Origin of the sequence: Enterococcus sp. 1001283B150225_161107_E12, assembly GCF_015556925.1 — a bacterium.
Classification (GTDB): domain Bacteria; phylum Bacillota; class Bacilli; order Lactobacillales; family Enterococcaceae; genus Enterococcus_B; species Enterococcus_B mundtii.
Window position 1 is genome coordinate 1 of the sequence record NZ_JADNNI010000026.1, and the last position, 21,613, is coordinate 21,613.

At 38.8% G+C, this 21,613-nt stretch carries 22 protein-coding genes; 16 read left to right on the forward strand and 6 right to left on the reverse strand.

The window, feature by feature from the left end:
- Positions 1-80: 80 nt before the first annotated feature.
- Positions 81-1,451, reverse strand: coding sequence for an amino acid permease (locus I2F89_RS14840; protein ID WP_065095714.1), 1,371 nt, complete (start codon positions 1,449-1,451; stop codon positions 81-83).
- 241 nt (positions 1,452-1,692) lie between these two features.
- On the opposite strand from I2F89_RS14840, the gene I2F89_RS14845 reads away from it, so the two are divergent.
- From I2F89_RS14845 to I2F89_RS14870, 6 genes are all read left to right on the forward strand, one after another.
- Positions 1,693-2,439, forward strand: a complete 747-nt coding sequence (locus tag I2F89_RS14845; RefSeq protein ID WP_023519176.1) for a metal ABC transporter ATP-binding protein — start codon at positions 1,693-1,695, stop codon at positions 2,437-2,439.
- Positions 2,436-3,293, forward strand: a complete 858-nt coding sequence (locus I2F89_RS14850; protein WP_023519177.1) for a metal ABC transporter permease — start codon at positions 2,436-2,438, stop codon at positions 3,291-3,293. Before I2F89_RS14845 ends, I2F89_RS14850 begins: the two co-directional genes overlap by 4 nt.
- 31 nt (positions 3,294-3,324) lie before the next feature.
- Entirely contained in the window at positions 3,325-4,260 is a 936-nt protein-coding gene (locus tag I2F89_RS14855; RefSeq protein WP_065095716.1) for a metal ABC transporter substrate-binding protein, read from the forward strand.
- 273 nt (positions 4,261-4,533) lie between these two features.
- Entirely contained in the window at positions 4,534-5,280 is a 747-nt protein-coding gene (locus I2F89_RS14860; RefSeq protein WP_010736215.1) for a hypothetical protein, read from the forward strand.
- Between the two features lie 15 nt (positions 5,281-5,295).
- Positions 5,296-6,462, forward strand: a complete 1,167-nt coding sequence (queG, locus tag I2F89_RS14865) for a tRNA epoxyqueuosine(34) reductase QueG (RefSeq protein WP_071866681.1) — start codon at positions 5,296-5,298, stop codon at positions 6,460-6,462.
- Positions 6,463-6,839: 377 nt separating this feature from the next.
- Positions 6,840-7,448 (forward strand): LysM peptidoglycan-binding domain-containing protein, encoded by a 609-nt coding sequence (locus tag I2F89_RS14870; RefSeq protein ID WP_023519180.1) that lies wholly within the window; start codon positions 6,840-6,842, stop codon positions 7,446-7,448.
- Between the two features lie 66 nt (positions 7,449-7,514).
- Here the strand turns inward: I2F89_RS14870 and I2F89_RS14875 are convergent, their stop codons facing one another.
- On the reverse strand, positions 7,515-8,621 hold the full coding sequence (locus tag I2F89_RS14875; protein WP_195514574.1) for an NAD(P)/FAD-dependent oxidoreductase: 1,107 nt from the start codon (positions 8,619-8,621) through the stop codon (positions 7,515-7,517).
- A gap of 176 nt (positions 8,622-8,797) precedes the next feature.
- A complete protein-coding gene (locus I2F89_RS14880) occupies positions 8,798-10,180 on the reverse strand; it encodes an MFS transporter (protein ID WP_195514575.1) in 1,383 nt (460 codons plus the stop codon).
- A 209-nt stretch (positions 10,181-10,389) separates the two neighbouring features.
- Here I2F89_RS14880 and I2F89_RS14885 point away from each other — a divergent pair, with 209 nt between their 5' ends.
- The 3 genes from I2F89_RS14885 to I2F89_RS14895 all read left to right on the forward strand — a co-directional run bounded on the left by I2F89_RS14885 (position 10,390) and on the right by I2F89_RS14895 (position 11,950).
- Complete coding sequence (locus I2F89_RS14885) at positions 10,390-11,040, forward strand: GyrI-like domain-containing protein (RefSeq protein ID WP_108173761.1); 651 nt, start codon at positions 10,390-10,392, stop codon at positions 11,038-11,040.
- A 57-nt stretch (positions 11,041-11,097) separates the two neighbouring features.
- A complete protein-coding gene (locus tag I2F89_RS14890) occupies positions 11,098-11,553 on the forward strand; it encodes an arginine repressor (RefSeq protein ID WP_010736209.1) in 456 nt (151 codons plus the stop codon).
- 190 nt (positions 11,554-11,743) lie between these two features.
- Entirely contained in the window at positions 11,744-11,950 is a 207-nt protein-coding gene (locus I2F89_RS14895) for a hypothetical protein (protein WP_023519183.1), read from the forward strand.
- A gap of 51 nt (positions 11,951-12,001) precedes the next feature.
- Here I2F89_RS14895 and I2F89_RS14900 read toward each other — a convergent pair whose 3' ends face one another.
- Positions 12,002-12,832 carry a manganese catalase family protein gene (locus I2F89_RS14900; RefSeq protein ID WP_071866677.1) on the reverse strand — a complete coding sequence of 277 codons (831 nt, stop codon included), beginning with the start codon at positions 12,830-12,832 and terminating at the stop codon, positions 12,002-12,004.
- A 634-nt stretch (positions 12,833-13,466) separates the two neighbouring features.
- Between I2F89_RS14900 and sapR the strand changes: the two genes are divergently transcribed.
- The 4 genes from sapR (at position 13,467) to I2F89_RS14920 (ending at position 17,806) form a co-directional block, all read left to right on the forward strand.
- Positions 13,467-14,141, forward strand: a complete 675-nt coding sequence (gene sapR, locus I2F89_RS14905) for a two-component system response regulator SapR (RefSeq protein ID WP_010736206.1) — start codon at positions 13,467-13,469, stop codon at positions 14,139-14,141.
- 17 nt (positions 14,142-14,158) lie between these two features.
- Positions 14,159-15,184 (forward strand): two-component system sensor histidine kinase SapS, encoded by a 1,026-nt coding sequence (gene sapS / locus I2F89_RS14910; protein WP_071866676.1) that lies wholly within the window; start codon positions 14,159-14,161, stop codon positions 15,182-15,184.
- Positions 15,185-15,516: 332 nt separating this feature from the next.
- Positions 15,517-16,383 (forward strand): GRP family sugar transporter, encoded by an 867-nt coding sequence (locus I2F89_RS14915; RefSeq protein ID WP_019724165.1) that lies wholly within the window; start codon positions 15,517-15,519, stop codon positions 16,381-16,383.
- Between the two features lie 43 nt (positions 16,384-16,426).
- On the forward strand, positions 16,427-17,806 hold the full coding sequence (locus I2F89_RS14920; RefSeq protein WP_161643505.1) for an APC family permease: 1,380 nt from the start codon (positions 16,427-16,429) through the stop codon (positions 17,804-17,806).
- Between the two features lie 63 nt (positions 17,807-17,869).
- Here I2F89_RS14920 and I2F89_RS14925 read toward each other — a convergent pair whose 3' ends face one another.
- Positions 17,870-19,069, reverse strand: coding sequence for a toxic anion resistance protein (locus I2F89_RS14925; RefSeq protein ID WP_010736201.1), 1,200 nt, complete (start codon positions 19,067-19,069; stop codon positions 17,870-17,872).
- Between the two features lie 89 nt (positions 19,070-19,158).
- Complete coding sequence (locus I2F89_RS14930; protein ID WP_195514576.1) at positions 19,159-19,815, reverse strand: 5-bromo-4-chloroindolyl phosphate hydrolysis family protein; 657 nt, start codon at positions 19,813-19,815, stop codon at positions 19,159-19,161.
- 217 nt (positions 19,816-20,032) lie between these two features.
- Between I2F89_RS14930 and I2F89_RS14935 the strand changes: the two genes are divergently transcribed.
- From I2F89_RS14935 to I2F89_RS14945, 3 genes are read left to right on the forward strand one after another with little or no spacing between them, the layout of a single operon-like run.
- Complete coding sequence (locus I2F89_RS14935; protein ID WP_161643503.1) at positions 20,033-20,596, forward strand: NUDIX hydrolase; 564 nt, start codon at positions 20,033-20,035, stop codon at positions 20,594-20,596.
- A 12-nt stretch (positions 20,597-20,608) separates the two neighbouring features.
- Positions 20,609-20,893, forward strand: a complete 285-nt coding sequence (gene macP / locus I2F89_RS14940) for a cell wall synthase accessory phosphoprotein MacP (RefSeq protein WP_010736198.1) — start codon at positions 20,609-20,611, stop codon at positions 20,891-20,893.
- Positions 20,894-20,910: 17 nt separating this feature from the next.
- Positions 20,911-21,603 carry a 5'-methylthioadenosine/adenosylhomocysteine nucleosidase gene (locus I2F89_RS14945; RefSeq protein WP_034688949.1) on the forward strand — a complete coding sequence of 231 codons (693 nt, stop codon included), beginning with the start codon at positions 20,911-20,913 and terminating at the stop codon, positions 21,601-21,603.
- Positions 21,604-21,613: the final 10 nt, after the last annotated feature.

Below are 21,613 nucleotides of genomic sequence, written 5' to 3' on the forward strand. Positions count from 1 at the left end.
TGCAATCAGGTTGTGATAGATTGAAAGAAGTCAGGACTACGTTCGCGCAGTCCTGACTTCTTTTTGTATAGTTTCTTCTACTATTCCTTGATTTTTCTTTCGCGTACAAAATAGTAACCCGTCATATAGATCAAGAAAATCAAACCAATCATCAATGAGATTCTTGTTTCGGGATTGATGAACATAAAGATTAATACCACTGCCAAAAAGGCCAATGACAAGTAATTGGTATATGGGGATAAGGGCATTTTAAATGGATGTTCAAGCATTTCTATCGGATGTTTTTTTCTGAATTTGATTTGACTGATCAAAATAACGATCCAAGGTACCATCCCTGGTAAGATACTGGAACTATAGACAAAAACAAATAAATCCTGTGATTGGGAGTAGACGAAGGGCAACAAATAATTCAAAATCAACCCAATCAAAATACCAAATGAGATGGCTACTACTGGGTAAAATGGCACTCCATGACGTGTAAGTTTCAAAAACTTTTTAGACATTTTGCCGTTGATGGCTAATGTGTAGACCATGCGACTGGCGCTGAAAATACCGGAATTACAACCAGATAACGCAGCTGTGATGACAACAAAATTGATCAAACCAGCAGCAAACGTGATCCCGATTTTAGAAAAAGTTTGAACAAACGGTGATCCTAGTTCGCTCAATTGATTCCAAGGATAGATGCTGACAATGATGAAGATCGCCCCAATATAAAAAATCAAGATCCGCCCGATCGTTGATTGGACAGCGTCTACAATCGTTTTTTGGGGATCTTTCGCTTCACCTGCAGTCATCCCGATCAACTCGATTCCTTGGTAAGAGGCAACGACGATCGATAGAGCAAAAAAGAAACCTTTCACGCCCCCAGTAAAGAAACCACCATTTTTCCATAAGTTTGAAATACCGATTGCTTCTCCTTGGTTACCGAATCCAAATAAAATGATGCCTAAACCGGCGATGATCATCAAAATAATTGTCACTACTTTAATAGTAGAAAACCAAAATTCTAATTCACCGAATGCTTTGACAGAAACAAGGTTGGCGAACATCAAGAAAAGGATCACGACGATTCCTGGAATGATCTGGGGCAAGTCTGGCCACCAATAGTTCATATATTCCCCTACAGCAATGACTTCACTGATACCGACCACGATAAACTGAAAAATATTGCTCCAAGCCGTCAAATAACCTGCGACGGGATGGATGTATTCACTTGCGTAATTAGCGAAAGAACCGGTAGAAGGATCTAAATACAACATCTCGCCCAAGGCACGCATGATCAGGTACAAAAAGAAGCCTGCTACAGCATAAGCAACCATTACAGAAGGTCCTGTCCAACGGATGGTGGATGAAGCACCCATGAACAGACCGACACCGATCGTTCCTCCTAGCGCAATCATTTGAATATGACGTGCACTGAGACTACGAGTTAATTTTTCTTCTTCCATACAAAAACTCCTTTTTTAAGTTGAGTGATAAAGTAAAAACAAGTTGATTCTATAACTAGCAAACATAAATAACGCCCATTACTTTATAGCTCTTGTTTGTGATTTTACAGAAAATTTTCAAAAATTGCGAGAAAAATCTAAAAAATCAAAAAAATTAGCTATAACACTTGTAAATGATTTTGATATTAGTTAAACTAAGTTTGAATAAAAAGTTAGGTACACCGAAAAGGAGTGGTAAGAGGTGTCTAAAAATGAAATATCCGTTAAAGATTTGACGGTTGCTTATCAAGGAAAGACAGTATTAAATCATGTATCAACAGTTATCCAATCACAAAAATTTACAGGGATCATTGGACCGAATGGCGCTGGGAAATCTACTTTTATGAAAGCTTTATTAGAATTAGTTCCTAAAATTTCCGGAGAAATTACTTTCGACGGTCGCTCCATAAAAACGATTCGCAAAAAAATTGCCTATGTCGAACAGCGTAGTGAGCTGGATCTTTCTTTTCCGATCGATGTATTAGGGGTAGTTTTGTTAGGAACCTATCCATCCTTGCGCTTGGGGCAACGTCCTGGGAAAAAAGAAAAGGAACGAGCAAAACAAGCCTTAGCGAAAGTGGACATGACAGATTATGAAAATCGACAAATCAGTGAATTATCTGGAGGACAATTACAGCGGATATTTATTGCTAGAGCTTTGGCTCAAGGCGCAGAATGGATTTTTTTAGATGAACCATTTGTTGGGATCGATGCGGTCAGTGAAAGAAAAATCTTTGCTATTTTGGATGAACTGAAAAATGAAGGAAAAACTATTGTGATCGTCCATCATGATCTGCACAAAGTCGAAGCCTATTTTGATGAAGTAATTTTATTGAATAAAGAATTGATTGCAGCTGGATCAGTTGACGAAGTATTTACTTCAGAAAATCTACAGTTGGCTTATGGGGAGATCATTGGGCAATTAGTTAAAGGGGTAATGGAAAAATGATTCAATCGTTTATTGAGGGGTTAATGGATTATCAATTTCTACAATATGCATTGATTACATCTATGTTAGTTGGATTGGCTTCAGGGGTGATTGGCTCTTTTATTATTTTGAGAGGGATGTCTTTGATGGGGGATGCGATTTCTCACGCGGTACTGCCTGGAGTCGCGATTTCGTATATGTTTGGTTTTAGTTACATTCTAGGAGCCACTGCATTTGGGATGTTGACAGCTGGAATAATCGGATTTGTCACACAGCGTAGCCGGTTGAAAAATGATACAGCTATTGGGATCGTTTTTAGTTCGTTCTTTGCATTAGGTGTCATCTTGATTTCTTTTGCTCAAAGTGCAACTAATCTGTACCATATCTTATTTGGAAATGTTTTAGCAGTTAGAGAAAGTGATATGTTGATGACTGCCATAGTGAGTGGGATCGTCTTATTGTTTGTATTTATTTTTTATAAAGAACTGAAAATCACTTCTTTTGATCCGATGATGGCAAAAGCTTATGGGTTGAATACGACACTTGTTCACTATTTGTTGATGTTCTTCTTAACACTGGTTGCCGTGGTGAGTTTACAGACAGTAGGAACGATTTTGGTCATTTCGATGTTGATCACACCCGCAGCAACCGCATATCTATTGACCGATCGATTGGCAAAAATGATTTTTATTTCGGCAACAGTCGGCGTATTAAGTGCGATCATCGGTGTGTTTTATAGTTATAGTTATAATTGGCCGTCTGGGGCGACCATCGTGTTGACCAGTGCAGTATTCTTTACGTTGGCCTTTTTATTTTCACCGACTAAAGGGATTATTTTTTCAAGAAACAAAACGAAAAAAAATGCCGAGTCGTAAAAAATCTAACGAATAGAAATGGAGTATGTACATGAAAAATAAACTGAATATCTTATGGTTAATGGGAGCTGTCTTATTTATTTTTGCAGGTTGTGGCAGTTCCGCAGCAGAAGAGAAAGAAGAAAACCTGACCGTCGTAGCAACAAATTCGATCATCGCCGACATGGCGAAAGAAGTTGGAAAAGAACACGTCGATGTTCATAGTATCGTCCCAGTTGGCACTGACCCACATGAATACGAGGTATTGCCAGAAGATATCAAAAAAGCAAGTGATGCTGATGTCATCTTATACAATGGGTTAAACTTGGAAACAGGGGATGCTTGGTTTGAAAACTTGATGGATACGGCAAATAAAAAAGAAGATGAAGACTATTTTGCAGTAAGTAAAGAAGTTGAACCACTTTATTTGACCGGTGGAGAATCAGAGACAGAAGCAGATCCACATGCGTGGTTGGACCTTTCAAACGGAATCAAATATGTACAAGAAATCGCACGCATCTTTGCTGAAAAAGACCCAGACCATGCTACGCAATATGAAGAAAATGCAGATGCGTATATCGAAAAATTGAAAGAATTAGATAAACAAGCGAAAGAGAGTTTTGGATCGATCCCAGACAATAAAAAACTATTAGTAACAAGTGAAGGAGCTTTTAGATACTTCTCACAAGCATACGATCTACCAGCAGGGTATATTTGGGAAATCAACACAGAAAGCCAAGGTACACCTGAACAAATGCAATCGATCATCAGCCAAGTTCGTGCTTCGGATGTTCCAGTCTTATTTGTGGAAACAAGTGTTGATCCGAGAAGTATGGAACGTGTCGCAAGTGAAACAGGTCTTGAAATCTATGATGAGCTATTCACTGATTCCATTGCAAAAGAAGGAGAAACTGGTGATTCTTATTATGGAATGATGAAATGGAACATCGAAACGATCCACGATGGTCTGTCTCAAGAAAAGAAATAATCACTAATCGATTTAATAATCTAAAAAGAGGCAAAAGTATGTAGCCTCGATAAATAAGGCGTCATCCACGAAAATTGTTCTTTAAATTTTTGTGGATGGCGCTTTGTTTTTGAAGAGAGTCCTTCTATTCCTTCCGTTTGCTCAGTTTTGGAGACGTGAGGACTAATGCTTCCGCAATTTATACAAATAAAAATTCGTTCGTTTATTGTTTTAAAGATACCAATTTTAGTGAAATTCCGTTATAGTTAAAAGAGAGGAAAGGAAGGTGAAGCTATGAATTTTACTAGCAAAGACAAACAATTGATTGCAAAAGAAATAACAAAAAAAATCAACCAATTAGAAAATAAGGAGAAAGATCAAGATCTCCTATTTCTTGAAGCAGAAATGGCGAAAGCGTTCATAGCGAGCCCAGAAGAATTGGAAACAGAGGAATACCCTGGGAAATGGTTATTTGATGATTTTCAGCCATTAGATGAAGAAACAGGCATTGGCTACTTTGTCTTTCTTTCATCCGTCGGTTTTACTCCTGGCGTATTAGTCAAACAAAAGAATGAACTAAAGGTTCAAGCATGGCCCGCATTGTTTTCTTTGATAGGGACAGAGGGTGTGATTCCAAAAATCCAATCCGCATTTTTCAAGAGTGCATTTATCGCAAATAGCAAACTAATGAACACGTATTATAATCGTTTAGTAGAAATTGCTCGTCCAGGAGAAATTCCACAAACGTTCACTTATGGGCAACAAAAAAATCTATACGAAGATGTTGTTTATTCACGGGATCTATCTGAGTTCTCAGCAAGAGAACAACTCCGTTTACATGAACTACTCCACACAAAACCTGTTTCGTTGAACTTTTTCAATGCATTAGACCAACGTCGAAAATGGGTATCTGTGAATTTCTGGGAAGTTTTTGCTGCTAGAAATCGTTGGATGGAAGAAAGAAAAATCCCAGATCAACAGATCCAATTCGTTCAATTGAAAAAAGAACGATTATATTACGGATTATATAGTCGTGTCTGATCGAGGGTGGTAATGATGGCACTAACATTAAAGGAAGAAATCATTCAAGAAAGTAAACGAATCGGGATTGATAAAATCGGGTTTACTACAGCAGAGCCATTTGATCATTTGAAAGAATCGCTGGTAGAACAAAAAGCTGCTGGACATACTTCTGGATTTGAACACCCTAATATCGATGAACGTTTATATCCGGAGATGACGTTTGATCGACCGAAATCAATCATTGCAATTGCTTTAGCGTATCCGACAAAGATCCATGAAAAGATGCCTAGAGATGAAAAGCGTGGACAGTTTGCTCGTGCTTCTTGGGGCATCGATTATCATGATGTCTTACGGGATCGTCTGCAACAATTGATTTCATTTATTGAGTCACGAGCGACACATTGGCAAAAGGAAGAAGAATGGCGCTTGGCGCCGCAAGTAGATACAGGTGAGTTGATCGACGTAGCTGTGGCGCAACGTGCTGGATTAGGGTTTATCGGTCGAAACGGATTATTGATCACAGAGGAATTTGGCTCGTTCGTCTATTTAGGTGAGATCGTGACCAATATCGACCTAGAACCAGATGCTCCTGGTGTCTTTGGGTGTGGCGAATGTACGCGTTGTGTGACGGCTTGCCCAACGGATGCACTTTTAGGTGATGGGCGAATGAATGCTAAACGCTGTTTGTCTTATCAAACGCAGACGAAAGGCATGATGCCAGAAGAGTATCGAAAGAAGATGAGCAACGTCATTTATGGTTGTGATATCTGTCAGTTGGTTTGTCCTTATAATAGAGGGAAAGATTTTCACTTTCATCCAGAAATGGAGCCAAAAGTAGACGAAGTCTATCCGAAACTCACGCCCATGTTAACGATCTCTAATAAAGAATTTAAACAGCAATACGGTCATTTGGCTGGTTCATGGCGTGGAAGGAAACCTCTTCAACGAAATGCGCTGATTGCCTTAGCCAATTTAGGAGAACGTGCCGCTTTGCCTCATATTGAAGAGTGTCTAAGTGATGTCCGTCCAGTGATTCGCGGGACAGCAGCGTGGGCAATCGGTAAGTTAGGAATCAAAGATCCTGAAAAATGGCAAGAAGTATTAAGTTGCGCACTGGAAAAAGAAACAGACGAAGAAGCAATCCATGAAATGAACCAAGCAATCCAATTGTTACAAAAGAAAAAAAGTCCTAAAAAATGACTTTTTTACTCAAATACGTCATTTTTCCCAGTAATTGTTGTAACAATTACTGGTTTTTTTGTGTTTATTGCATCAATTTTTGGAAAAATGAGAAGAATTTCGCAGAAAAATACAATAAATTGAAAAAAATTTATTCTGAATATTACAGAGTGTAAGTTTTTTTAAAGTTTCTACGAAAGGATTGAAAAACGATTTCAACGTTGATTTATAAAGCTTCTACGACTTTAGTCCTAGTTTTTCGGAAAATCAAATATTACAAATATTAAAAATGTGACGATTTTGTCATTAAATGTCATAATTCTTTCACCTATGAAATATTTCTAGATGATAAAGTTAGTGACGTTGAAACAAATCAAAGAGAAAAAAAGGAGCTTACTATGAATTCAATTAAAAAGATCGTTTTGGGGACAACTGTTGCCGCTGGAGCAACTGCAATGTTTGTAGGGACTACTGCTCATGCAGATGAAGTCTATACAGTAAAAGCTGGAGATTCATTATCTAAAATCTCACAAAAATTTGCAGGTGACAATTCACTGATCAAAGCTATTGCAGAGCAAAATTCGATTGACGATATCAACCGCATTTTCGTTGGTGAAGAATTAACAATTCCAACTGACGCTTCATCAGTAAAAACAACAGAAGTAGCACCAACAACTGAAAAAGTAGAAACTCCTGTAGTAACAGAAACACCAGCGCAAGAATATACATATGTTGCGCCTGTTGAAACAGTTGAAGTAGCACCAGCTACAACTACTGTAACAACAAACAGCAACTCTGCGAAAGAATGGATTGCACAAAAAGAATCAGGTGGTTCTTACACTGCAACAAACGGCCGTTACATCGGACGCTACCAATTAGATTCAGCATATTTGAACGGTGACTACTCACCAGCGAACCAAGAACGTGTTGTAGAAGAATACGTTGCTGGACGCTATGGTTCATGGGATGCTGCAAAAGCATTCTGGTTAGCAAACGGTTGGTACTAAGATAACCATCAATCATGAATCCAAAAAAGAGGGCTACGCAAGTAGGCCTCTTTTTTTTTACTTCTTTTATAATCTTGAAAGGTACGTATCAATTGGTTTTTGATAATGGTCGCCTCGCCAAATCCCTGTGTTGAGATACTCTGCAATCAAATAGCCGATATAAGGGCCAGTAGTCAAACCAGAGGAGCCTAAGCCACTTGCGGCGATCAAGCTTGGTTCATCTGGAACAGGTGCAAAGAACGGCGCAAAATCGGAGGTGTACGCCCGGGTGCCTACTCGCATGGTGTGTTTCCATGTAGCAAGCTGATCGGGTTCAGCTAAAAATGGCACTGTACTTTTTATCAATTGCTGATAAGCAGATTCGGTAGGAACCAAATCCCAACCCGCATCATTTTCATGGGTTGCGCCAACTAGTATAGTCCCATCGTTGAATGGGATAAAATCGGCTTCCCCTTCTAACATGGCAACAGGCCATTCTTGGCTGTTCGCATAAGGTGTTTGAAAAACGATCAGCTGTCCTTTTTGTGGACGAATATCAGCATGAAAGCCAATCTGCTCCAGTAACGGCTTCAATGAAGGGCCAGGCGCTAGAATGATTCGGTCAAAGTCAAGTTGTCCAAAAGTACCAGAGATGACCCAGTGTGCGGTTTCTTTGCGTAACTGGACACGTTCAGAGATTACTTTGACCATTTGTTTCTCCAAGCGTGTGGCAAGGTGAGATAGATAGGCATGACCGTCTAAACGCCCCCCTCCAGTCACAAATAAAGCAGGTGTTGGTTTTAGCAATGGGAGAACTTGGGCTGTTTCTTCAGCTTGTAACAGCGAAATATCGCCGATTTCAGGTGCGTCTTTCTTTCGTTGTTCGGCAAGTGCAGCAAGATCTTCCAAAGCTTCTTTTTGGCGGAAAATTAGTGTGCCGGATTGTTTATAGATGGAATCATCAAGTGATAGATCCTGGATTAGTTTTGGGAAAAAAGCCGCACCATCTTTTGCTAACTGATACCACTGTTTATTTCGTCTTTTTGAAAGCCAAGGCGAGATGATGCCTGCACTAGCGCGAGTGGCTTGTCCTTCTTTTGCATCAAATAAGGTCACCTCAAATTTAGAGGTGTCTAAATAGTTGGCTAATGTCATACCGATGATGCCACCACCGATAATAGCAATTTTTTCCATAGAAAAACCTCCTTTACTTATCTACCATCTCATAGAATCATTAGAGATACAATATTTTATCCAAGGATTTTCTCTACTTCATACGAACGAATGTATAGCGAAAACTGATTATTGATAAAGTTAGAGACAAAAAAACAAGGAGGAGTGAGCTTCATTCGCTCACACCTCCTTATCTATTAATTTTTTATTTGCTTAGGCTTTTGCACCATATAGCGGATAAATAGGATCAAACTAATGATCAACAAGCCAAGTAGTACACTTAAAGCAACTTTTGATCCTAACGTTGTTGCTGCTTCATAACTATCTGAACGATGATCTTGGAAAAAGTTGATGATCACAGCCACCAACGTAGTAGCGACAGCTCCAGAAAATTGTTGCAACGTATTGAATACGGCGTTGCCATCACCTTGTAATTCCATCGATAAAGCATTCATTCCAGTAGTCATCATATTGCTATAAGACAAACCAATACCGATCATATAGAAGAAATGACAGGCAATCAAAACACCTAATGATGCATGACCTAAGATCAGGACAAGGGTAGTCCAGCCAACAAGTGAAAACAAGAGACCGATGAAAATTGGTTTTTTAGGTCCATGTTGGTCGAGTAGCTTTCCTGAAAAAGGAGATAAGAGTGCACCAATGGCTGCACCTGGTAGCATTGCCAGACCAGCGACAAAGGCATTGTTCCCTTGGACGATTTGGACAAAGTTCGGTAGGACAAAAGAAACACCAAGTAATAAAAATTGATAAACTAAAAAGCTAAATAAGAATAAGCGGAACGTATGATTTTTAAAAATCTCAAGTCGGATCAAAGGATGATCGGCTTTTTTTGTTCGTTGATAGAAAAGAATGAATCCTAAAATGGCGACGACTAAGGATGCCCAGCCAATCCAGTCTCTGAACATGCTTAGAAAAGTTAAGCTTCCACTGAACATCAGACTAATACCAAGGACGCTAAGCAAATCTAAACGTCCAGTTTTTTCAACCTTAAATTTAGGAATCGCGTATAAGCCGATCGCAAGTGAAAGGAGTAACACTGGCAATAGAAAGAGAAAAATATGACTCCATGAGAAATTAGCAGTTAAGATCCCACCATACGTTGGACCAATCGCTGGTGCAATGGCGGTTGTCAAAGTACCAAGACCCATCATCGTTCCTCTTTTTCCCATAGGAGCAAAAGTCAAGATGATATGAAACATCAGTGGCAAGGCTATCCCTGTCGCAGCACCTTGGAGTACCCGACCTAAAAGTAGTAACAAGAAGGTAGGGGAAAAGTAATCGACCAACAAACCAGCAATAAATAGTAAATTGGAACTCAAGAAAAGAGTTCGCAGGCTAAAGTTTTTTGTCAGATAAGTTGAAAGTGGCACAATGATCGCAATCATTAATAAGTAAATGGTTGTTACCCATTGTACTTGGGAGGTACTGATTTGAAATTCCTGAATCAGTGTTGGGAAGGTCACGTTCATTGCGGTTTCAATCAAAACGCCTGCAAATGACATGATCCCTGTGGCAAGTACAGCAGGAATTAATTGTAGTTGTTTTTGTTTTTGCATGTTTTTCACCTCTAAATTATTTCGTAAAAAAAGAGAGAGATTTCTATTCGAAAATAGAAACCGCCTCTCTCTCGACACGCTAGGCGTGTTATCTGTACGATTTATCGTTCGGCTTATTCTAGCACAAGTCTAAAAATAGTGTCAACCAGATTAGCCAATCCAATGCAAAAGAGTTATGATAGTAGTGAAGAAGAAAACAAGGAGGGCCTATGGAAAAAATCGAATGGAGAAAAACCGACCCTAGTTATCGTATGTCAAAGAAACCACAATTAATGACACTTCCTGCGCAAAATTTTTTTTGTATCAACGGAATAGGTGATCCAAATGGAGAAGAATTTAAGCGCCGTGTAGGTTGTTTATACGCTGTTAGCTATACGATCCGAATGGCACCGAAAAATGATTGGCTGATTCCTGACTATTTGCCTTACACGGTTTATCCTTTAGAAGGTCAGTGGGGGTTACAAGAAAAATTTTTGAACGAGCCAGTGATGTTGAAAGAGCATTTTTCGTATCAATTGATGATCAAGCAACCGGATTTTGTGACTCCTCAAGTTGCTGCAGAGGCGTTAGCGCGAGCGAAAACCAAAATTCCAGAAGATCTAGCGAGTCAACTTGTATTCACAACGATCGAAGAAGGTCTTGTGGCACAGATCTTACACATTGGTTCCTACGACGATGAACCAGAAACATTTGAAAAGCTTACTTTATTTCTTAAGGAAAAAGGCTATCGCCGAACTTCGAAAGAGCATAAAGAAATCTATATGAGTGATCCCAGAAGGACTGCGCCAGAAAAATTAAAGACGATTTTGCGAGTAGCCGTTGAACAAGACAAATCAGTCGAAGTGTCAGACATCAACTAAATAAGAGAAAGATCCCCTGTTTTTTTGCTATAATAGATACGAAGAGGTGTTTTTTGTATGAAAAAAAATCAACGACAATCCTTGATTCGCCAATTGATTACTGAACATGCAATCGGTACGCAAGAGGAATTATTGAATCATTTGCAGATGAATGGTGTCAATGCAACTCAAGCAACGATCTCACGCGATATACGTGAGTTGAAACTTGTGAAAATACAAGATGAGAATAAACAAATACGCTATGCGTTGTTCAATCAACAAGCGGATTCTTTGATGGAAGATCGCTTGCGAAGTGCGGTCAAACGAGAAGTATTACGAATTCAACGGATTCAATTCATGATCGTTGTCTTAACCGAAAAAGATGGTGCGGATGTGGTAACAAACTGGTTAGATGAAGTGGATTATCCAGAAGTGGCTGCGACGATTGCCGGCGTTGATACGTTCATTATTATTTGTCGCACAGAAGAAGAAGCCCAGGCTTTCGCTGAAAAATTAGAGCAAATGAGAGAATAGCTCACGTTTAGTCTAATGATCAATGGAAGCGCTAAACATATTGACGTTGTGTAAATCGTACTAAATTCCATGGATACTGGACTTGCAAGAATGGTACGTAATGATTGGAAGGGTGTCTTTACAATCTGGATCATTCTAAAGCTCCAATCAATTTGAACAAGTATACAGTGAAAGAGGGGCGAGCAGTCCAGTGATGACAAACATGATCATTTTTTTGACGATTTTAGTTTACGGTGTCAATTTTTTGGCATTTATGTATATTAAAATAAAAGAGATCAAAAATTACCTAGAAAAAATTGCAATCTATTTTGGTGTGAACATGACATTGTTGTTCACCAGTAGTATTTTCCTATTTTTTGGTAAGATCGTTGAAGACGGAATATTGTTGATAGAGTAATAGAAAAAAACTGATGCCCATTAATATAGGGCATCAGTTTTTAAGTCTCATTTATTTTTTTTTGGGAGGTGTACCATACATTTTAGGTGTTACTGGTTTTAATTTAGGTGCTTCGCCTTCGATCTTAGGTTCTTCCAACCATTGATACTCCCCTTCACCATCTAAAGCTTTACCTTTTGCCCAAGAACCTTCGCTACTTTCGTCACCTTCTGAAAAGTTATAGAAATCATAAGCAATATCTTTACGTTCTTCTTCTCTTGGGAAAGTCGTAGGAACAAGAATACCGCCTTCTGTTTCTTCTAATTCTTTGACAGCTGCTGCCCAAAGGTTTTGATGATAACTGTCTCTAGCTAATAAAACTGATAGTAGGTCTTTTACGCCACGATCATCGATCATTTCGTAAATACGAGCTACTTGTAGTCTTCCTTGAGATTCTGCGTTCAAGTTCGCACGGAAATCAGCAAGTAGATTCCCACTAGCAACAATATAACCACCACTCCAAGGATTACCAACGCTATCCGCAGGACGAGGTCCTAAGCCAGCTACAATAGCGTGTTGAGGATTCATGCCGGAAATGATCGCACCAATCGTTGGGTCTTTTTTCATTGCTTCTTCTTGATCTTCAACAGGTGCATCTTCAAGTAAGCGAGCAACCATTGTCGCTAACATTTCAACGTGTCCAAGTTCTTCTGTTGCAATGTCCATCAGCATATCTTTATATTTTTCTTCCCCACGACAGCTCCAACCTTGGAAAAGGTATTGCATCGCTACACTCATTTCACCATACTGTCCGCCAATCAATTCTTGTAAATATTTTGCGATTAATGGATTCGGACGATCTGGTTTTGCCTCAAACTGTAATTCTTTTTGGTGTCTAAACATCAAATCTCCTCCTAATCATTTTTTAATACATTACTATTGTTATATGTAATGAAAAAAAATTCAAAGAAAACGCTCTAGATATTTAAGTTATTTTATAAACGTTGATTTAACAAGGATTGATTCTGTGGGAATGACTTCGTTAAAAGAAAAGATTAGGAATTGCTCAATGAAATATTTTTGTTTATAAATGATAACTATTGATAATTTCCAATAGTATTCTCATTTTTGTTAACGGAAAGTAAGTAACGAGAAAGAAGAGAGAGTCATATCAAAGAACTATTGTTTTTAAGTCCATCTTACTGCTCAGGTCAAAACGCTTTTGTCACGACCTGATCCACGGTGTTCAAGAAGCAACACTTCGGTCATAAGCAAAAAAAATAAAAAATGAAAGAGCCATTTTCGTTTTTTTTTGCTTATGCCTTAGTGCTGATCGCTTCTTTCACGACCTCAATAAACGGTGTTCGAAAGCCAACTCCTACGATATTAAGTCAAAAATTGAAAAAATATGAGAAGCTATTTTCTCAATTTCCGTCTTAATACTTGGAGCTGAACGGCTTTCTCACAACCTATTGTTACTTGTAGAATGTTTGCTTCTTTGATATGGTTAGTACAAGAAAAACATCGGAGGTATATCATGGCTAAAATTATGGTAGTGGAAGATGAAGAGATCATTCGTCAGCTGATTATGGAAGAGTTGGAGAAATGGCAATTTGAAACTTATGGAACGTCAGATTTCAATCAGGTTTTTGCTGATTTTGAGAAAGAAGAACCACAACTTGTTCTTTTAGATATCAATTTACCAGTGTTTGATGGTTATTATTGGTGCCAGAAAATACGAGAAATTTCCAAAGTTCCAATCATTTTTATTTCAAGTCGTAATACGAATATGGACATGATCATGGCGATGAACATGGGGGCAGACGATTTTGTGACGAAGCCGTTTCAAATCGATGTCTTGATTGCTAAAATCAATGCTTTGTTGCGTCGTTCATATAATTATGGTGAGTTGTCGAGTGAAATGATGACCCATAATGGAATCACGTTGAACGTCGATAATGGCAGTATGGAGATTAATGGGGAAATGATCGATTTGAGCAAGAATGAGTATCGCTTGTTGTTTATTTTAATGAAGCAACACGGAAAAATTTTGACTCGTGAAAAGTTATTGCGTGCGTTGTGGGATGATGAACGGTTTGTCGATGACAATACACTGACGGTCAACATCAATCGCTTACGTCGTAAAATCGAACAGGCAGGGATCACCGATTATATCGAAACAAAAGTCGGCCAGGGGTATATTGTTCCCTGAAAGGATGAAATACAACTATGAACTTTTTTAAGTATTTGAAAGATCAATGGTCGCTGATCGTCGGCTGGGTATTTTTTATTTTATTGACGATTTTTGTGATGTGGTTAGCCCCTAATATTACGGTTGATTGGGCCACGATTGCTTACTTAACATTGATCGAAGGTGTTTTCTTAATCTTTTTTTTACTTGTCTGTTACTTGAGTAAACGTCGATGGTGGGCAAAATTGGCAAATCTACAAAAAAATTCTCCCTTGCAAAACTATTTAGATGGTGGACATACAGAGGAAGAGAAGTTGATAGAAGATTATATCAATCAACTGATACGTGAACATCAGGAAGTGATGCAAGAAGCCATCACGAACCAGCAAGATCAAAAAGATTATATCGACTCATGGGTCCATGAAATCAAAGTACCCGTAGCGGCTTCAGAATTGTTAGTACGATCGATCGAGTTTGATATCGATGATCAAAAGTATACGTTGCTAGAAAATGAGTTGTCTAAAATCGATGAGTATGTGGAACAAGTATTGTATTATGCACGCTTAGATAGTTTTTCAAGAGACTATTTAATCCAAGAATACAGTATCAAGAGTATCATCCAACCCGTCATTCGTAGCCAAGCAAATTATTTTATCCAAAAGAAAATACGTTATGAAGTGATTGGTGAAGATCAAACGATTTTGACTGATTCCAAATGGGTGGCTTTTATTTTCAAACAAATTCTTAGTAATGCCATTAAGTATACGCCAGATGAAGGCGAGATCAAACTATTGATCGAGAAGACGACAAAAGGCGTAAAATTTTCTGTCAAAGATTCAGGCATCGGTATACCGAAAGAAGATGTTGGACGGATTTTTGACAAAGGCTTCACAGGATCGAACGGCCGTCTGAGCAAAACCCACTCTACTGGCTTAGGATTGTATCTCGCTAAAAATCTTGCGGAAAAATTAGGGATTTCTCTCACTGTCGAATCGATCGAAGGAGAAGGGACGACGATGTCTTTATTTTTCCCTATCTTGAGTTTTTACCAAGAAGAACGCTGAAAAAATGGGTTTGCGACATGTGCACGCTTATTTCTGAAAGAACTACCGGTTGAACATTGTCTAATTTGGTTGTGATAGAAATGTGTTGACCTTAGATGATGATTGGAAAAGTTTTAATATAGTTATACATCAGCTGTTGCCCCGAAAGTAGAAGGATTTTCGAGGGAACAGTTGATTTTGTTTATGGATTTATTAGTGACTGATTGAACTTCATAGAAAGGTCAATGAAGTTAAGTTAGAAAAAAGTGAGAAATAAAAAATAACTCTTGTGTTGTTAACGTTTTCGTTGATATGTTCTATAACATGTGACATTTAAAAGAAGGAGAATGTTTATGGAATTATTAATCGCATTAGTCCCAATGGTAGCGTGGGGAAGTATTGGTTTAGTCAGTGGAAAGATCGGTGGCGATGCCAATCAACAAACATTAGGAATGACGATCGGTGCATTTCTTTTTTCACTCGTTGCTTTTTTCATCGTTAATCCAACGATCACGCCATGGATCACATTGATTGGCTTTTTATCTGGTCTAGCGTGGAGTGTCGGACAAAATGGGCAGTTTCATGGGATGAAATTTATGGGAGTATCTGTAGGTCTACCGTTATCGACTGGTTTTCAATTGATTTTGAATACGATTGCGGGCGCTGTCTTTTTCCATGAATGGACTCAAACAAAAGATTACGTTTATGGTATTTTAGCGCTGATTCTTCTTGTAAGCGGTGCGTATTTGACTGCTCGACAAGATGATGAAGGAAAAGTCGATACAGATAATAAAATGCTTGATTTTGGTAAAGGATTCAGAGCATTGATCTATTCTACTTTAGGTTATGGTGTCTATACGATCATCGTCAACTGGGCGAATTTAGATGCGATGTCGATTATTTTACCGCAAAGTATCGGTATGATCTTGGGGGCAAGTTTCTTTGCTTTCCGAAAAGTAAAAGTTGATCAATATGTTTGGAAAAATATGGCGAGTGGATTGCTATGGGGCATCGGTAACGTATGTATGCTATTGACCGTTAAGTCATTAGGACTAGCAGTCGGTTTCTCTCTTTCTCAAATGGGGATCATCATCTCCACTCTAGGTGGTATTTTTATCTTAGGGGAGAAAAAGACAAAAAAAGAGCTTATATTTGTAATTGTAGGTTGCCTTTTAGTTATTTTTGGTGGTATCCTTTTAGGGTATATGAAAACAGCGTAAAGCTGTTTTTTTATATACTCAAAAATAAGGGGGAGGGAATTTAATGGATTTGTTTCGTAAGAAAGAAATCAGTCTCAATCATACGAGTGAGATGAAGAAAGAACTAAAAACATCCGATTTGATCATGCTTGGCATTGGCGCGATCATCGGTACAGGTATATTTGTCGTAACAGGAGTGGCAGCAAACCAAAATGCAGGTCCGGCACTATCACTATCGTTTGTTTTAGCAGCGATCGTTGTGATTTTATCTGGTCTAAGCTTTGCAGAATTTGCATCGCGGGTACCAGTGATTGGCGGACCATATGCGTATCTATACGTCGTATTCGGTGAATTTGCCGCTTGGTTGACTGGATGGTTATTGATCGGTGAGTTCTTATTGGCCGTTTCATCCGTTGCGTCAGGTTGGTCCGGTTATGTACAAGGGTTTATTGAAAGTCTTGGTTTTGGCTTACCAACGGCGCTAACAGGTGGATATAATCCAGCCAATGGTACATACATCGACTTAATTGCGGTGCTTGTTGTGATTTTCGTCACATACATTGTTTCTTTGGAAGCGAAGAAAGCGTTACGATTGAACAACATGATGGTTTATGTGAAATTTGGAATCATTGCATTATTTATTATTGTAGGAATCTTTTTTGTTAAACCAGAGAATTGGCAACCATTCACACCATTCGGCTTTGAAGGTGTCCTAGATGGCGCAGCATTAGTTTTCTTCGCATTCTTAGGATTCGATGCGGTAGCGATGGCTGCGGAGGAAGTAAAAAATCCTCAAAAAGATGTACCACGTGGAATCATTGGCTCGATCTTGATCGCAACCGTGTTGTACATCATCGTGACATTGATTTTAACAGGGATCGTGCCTTATACAGAATTAGGTGTGAATGATCCTGTGGCATTCGCGATGCGTTATGTAGGACATGGTACAGTAGGAGCGATCATCGCCGTTGGCGCGATCTTGACCTTATTGACTGTGACGATCTCTATGATGTATTCATTAGCTAGGTTATTATTTGCAGTAAGTAAAGATGGCTTGTTACCACAGTTCATGACAGAAATCGACAAGAAACATCGCACACCGAAGAAAGCGACGTATGCAGCAGGTATCGCCGCATTATTCTTCGCAGGATTCTTCCCATTGAATATCTTGGCAGAGTTGACGAACATCATGGCATTGGCTTATCTAATGTTAGTTAGTCTAGGCTTACTGAAATTACGTAAAATGTTTGGCAAACCAAAAGCAGGCGAGTTCAAAGTGCCATTGGTGCCGATTTTACCAATCATTTCGATCTTATCTTGTCTAGTCTTGATGTCGCGCTTACAAGCGGTGACTTGGTTAGTATTCGCGATCACGATGGTGATCGGCCTAGTGATTTACTTTGGCTATGGTTACAAACACAGTAAGATGAATACCGAAAAATAAAAAATAAACAAAAAACCTTGTATCAAGCAGCGTTGCTGATACAAGGTTTTTTCATTCTATTTGTTATTGCGTTAAATCGAGTAATTTTTGTTTCAAGTCTTCTTCCATATGGCCAAGTTCGACTTCTGCATGACGACGTTTTTCTTTTCCTTCTTGTTGGATACGAAGTGTTTCTTGGATCGTTTCGATCAAATCATTTTGTGTGGTTTGCAATGTTTCGATATCCACGATGCCACGTTCATTTTCTTTCGCAGTTTCGATGGCAGAGATTTTCAACATTTCTGAGTTTTTCTTCAATAAATCATTGGTCGTTTCAGAAACTTGTCGTTGTGCTGTAACTGCATCTTTTTGTCGAAGCAAGGTCAACGCAATCACCACTTGGTTTTTCCATAATGGGATGGCTGTAGCAATCGATGCTTGGATCTTTTCTGCCAATGCTTGGTTTGTATTTTGGATCAAACGGATCTGTGGCGCTTGTTGGATCGTGATCTGTCTGGCTAAGCGTAGATCATGAGTGCGCTTGTCCAGGCGATCAAGAAACTGTGTATAATCATTGGCGATCTGTACATCCATTTGATCCCCTGTTTCTTCTGCTTTTCGCATGGCTTCTGGAATGATCTTTGTCTGTAATTCTTCCATTTTTAATTCGCCAGCAGCGATATAAATGTTCAACGCATCAAAATAATCTTTATTTTTTTGATAAAGTTGTTCTAACATCAGATTGTCTTTTAATAGGCCATCTTTTTCTTTGTCTAATTTGACTGAGATCTTGTCGATTTGCGCACCGATTTTTTGGTATTTGGCAGTGACTTCATAAATCGATTGTTTGACTTTACCGAATACGCGTTGGAAAATATTGCCTTCTCCTGCACGTAATTCATCTGGATTTGCTTCTTGAAGGCGGTACATTAGTTCAGTCAATGAATCACCGACTGGGCCGATATCTTGTGCTTGCACGTGATTCAACATCGACTGTGAGAACTCACCTAATTTTGTTTGAGCAGCTGAACCGTAGCTGATGACCGACTGAGAGTCAGTGACATCGATTTTTTCAGCCAATTGTTTGGCTTGTTCTTGTCTTTCAGCAGGTAATTTATCAATCAACCGAGCAGCAGTTTGCTGTTCTTGAAGTGCATTGATTTCATTTTGTTGTGTTTGAGTCAATTTATCGACGGGTGTCGAAAAAGGATTATTCAATAAATCTTCCAAAGTATCATTTACAGGGGTTACTTCGTGTTTTGGTTCATGTGGATTATTTTCCATTAAAATTCCTCCTTATCGATTAAGCTAGAAAAAGTACCCGAAACAATCAGACGATGTCTAAGTGTTCCGAGTCCAAGAAATAAACGTGCTTATTCTTCTGGTACATCTTTATTATCACGCTTTAAGCTTTGTTTCGCAACAGATATCTCTACATCGATATCTTCCAAATCTTCCGAAACGAAATCTTGATAGTCTTTCGCGACTAATGAAGCAAGTTGATCAATGATCTGGGTACTTTCTTCCAGTTTTTGATAGGTCTGTTTGTTTTTGATCTCGTGTTCATTGATCTCAATATATTTGTTTGTCAAATCCACTAAGTTTGGCAAGTGGGTGTAAAGGAACTGACTTGCGTCGTGCAATCGAGTGGGTTCTTTTACGAGTTCTTTGAACAAACCTTTTGCTGCTTTTACAGGTTCGTGACGAAGATCGATCGCTTTAAGCTTTGCCGTTTCGTACATATTTTTTTCTAGTTGTTCGATTTCATTTTTTGTTTGATTCATCGTTTCTCTGAAAAAAGAGATTTCACTCGGTGTCATGCCGTTTTCGCTATAATGGGTCGCTAATTTGTCAGATAGATTTGGTAAAGCTGTTTTGTCCTTAGTTTTTTTACGAAAACCAAAAAGCCCCCAAATCAGCAAAACTGCGCCAATTAACAAGATCATTGATATGATCGATACATCATTATAACTGAAGAACAGTATCACTAAGAGTAAACCTACGATCCATTTCCAATTCTTTTTAATCATCCTAAAAACCTCCGTGTATATTCATTGTCCACTCTGCTCATCTACTTCTTTATTTTAGCACAACCTTCTTAATAATTAGTATCGGACTAAAGGTGGATTTTATGAGTTTATAGAATTTCTAAGGTTTGGATATGGTAAACTAAGTAAGAAATCAAAAAGAAAATTGAAAAAAACAAAAAAAGTAGTTATTATAGGACAAAAGAAAGCAGGGGAAAAGATGCTTGAATATGAACAGTTTGAAGAGAAAACGATCCAACGAAAAGAAATTTATCATGGAGCGATCATTGATGTTGCTGTGGATGATGTTCACTTACCAGATGGAAATATCGGGAAGCGTGAATTAGTCTTTCACCCCGGTGGTGTAGGAATCATTGCTTTTGATGAAAAGGATCGTCTACTATTAGTCAAACAATTCCGCAAACCTTTAGAAAAAGTGATCCTCGAAATACCAGCTGGTAAAATCGATCCAGGAGAAAAACAAGCGCCTGAGATCACTGCTGCTAGGGAATTAGAAGAAGAAACTGGTTACCGCGCAGAGCGTTTGGAGCATTTGACTTCTATGTATTTGTCACCAGGATTTGCGAATGAACTCCTGCATATCTATCATGCAGTAAATATCAAAAAAGTGGAACAGCCTCTCGCACAAGATGAGGACGAAGTATTGGAACTTTATGCGTTGACTTTAGCAGAAGCAAAACAAGCGATGTCAGATCAAGTCATTTGCGATGCAAAAACGATTTATGCGATTCAATACTGGGAATCAATGAACAAAGGAAAGTAGAGGGATTGATTGATGGTCAAAGGACCGCTAGTCACACGTAGCGAAATCCGTAAACGACAGCAAGAACAAGCACAAGAATCATTAAAAAAACAAAGAAAAGCGGAAGCTACGTACAAACAAGAAGAAAAAAAGATCGCGAGTTTTTATCGTAAAGAACAAAAGAAAAATAAGCCAATCACGAAAACAAGAGCAGGCGAACGAGAAAAAACACGTAAATGGAATGCTGTTTTGATGAAAGGCTTGGTTATCGTCATTTTATTGTTAGCCATCGTTTTTCTGGCAGTTGCATTTATATAGAAAGAAGGAACAACTAAATGAAAATTGGAATCATCGGAGCAATGGAAGAAGAAGTAAAAATTTTAAGAGAACAACTAGGAGAACCCTTATCATGGGAAAGAGCAGGTGCTCTGTTTATCTCAGGTTCATTAGGCAATCATGAAGTTATTGTTGTACGTTCAGGTATCGGTAAAGTCTTGGCATCGATCACAACAAGCTTATTGATTCAACAATATGGTGTAAACATGGTCATCAATACAGGATCAGCCGGTGGCATAGGTGAAGGTCTACGTGTAGGGGATGTAGTGATCTCTGACAAAGTTGCCTATTTTGATGCAGATGTCACAGGTTTCGGTTATAAACCAGGCCAATTGCCAGGAATGCCTCTTTATTATGAAGCAAGCACGTATTTACGTTCAGAAATGAAAAGAGCCGCAGAAGCAACCAACTTGAATGCAAAAGAAGGCTTGATCGTCACAGGAGATACATTTGTTGATTCGCCAGTCAAAGTCCAAGAGATCCTAGGCAATTTCCCTGAAGCACTTGCTTGTGAGATGGAAGGGGCTGCAGTCGGTCAAACGGCGCAACAATTCAATATTCCTTTCTTGATCGTGCGAGCAATGAGTGATACTGCGGACCATTCAGCGACACAAAGCTTTGACGAATTCATCGAAGAAGCAGGGAAACGTTCAGCTGAAATGGTGATTGAATTTGTCAAACATCTTGTATAAGGAGTGAACC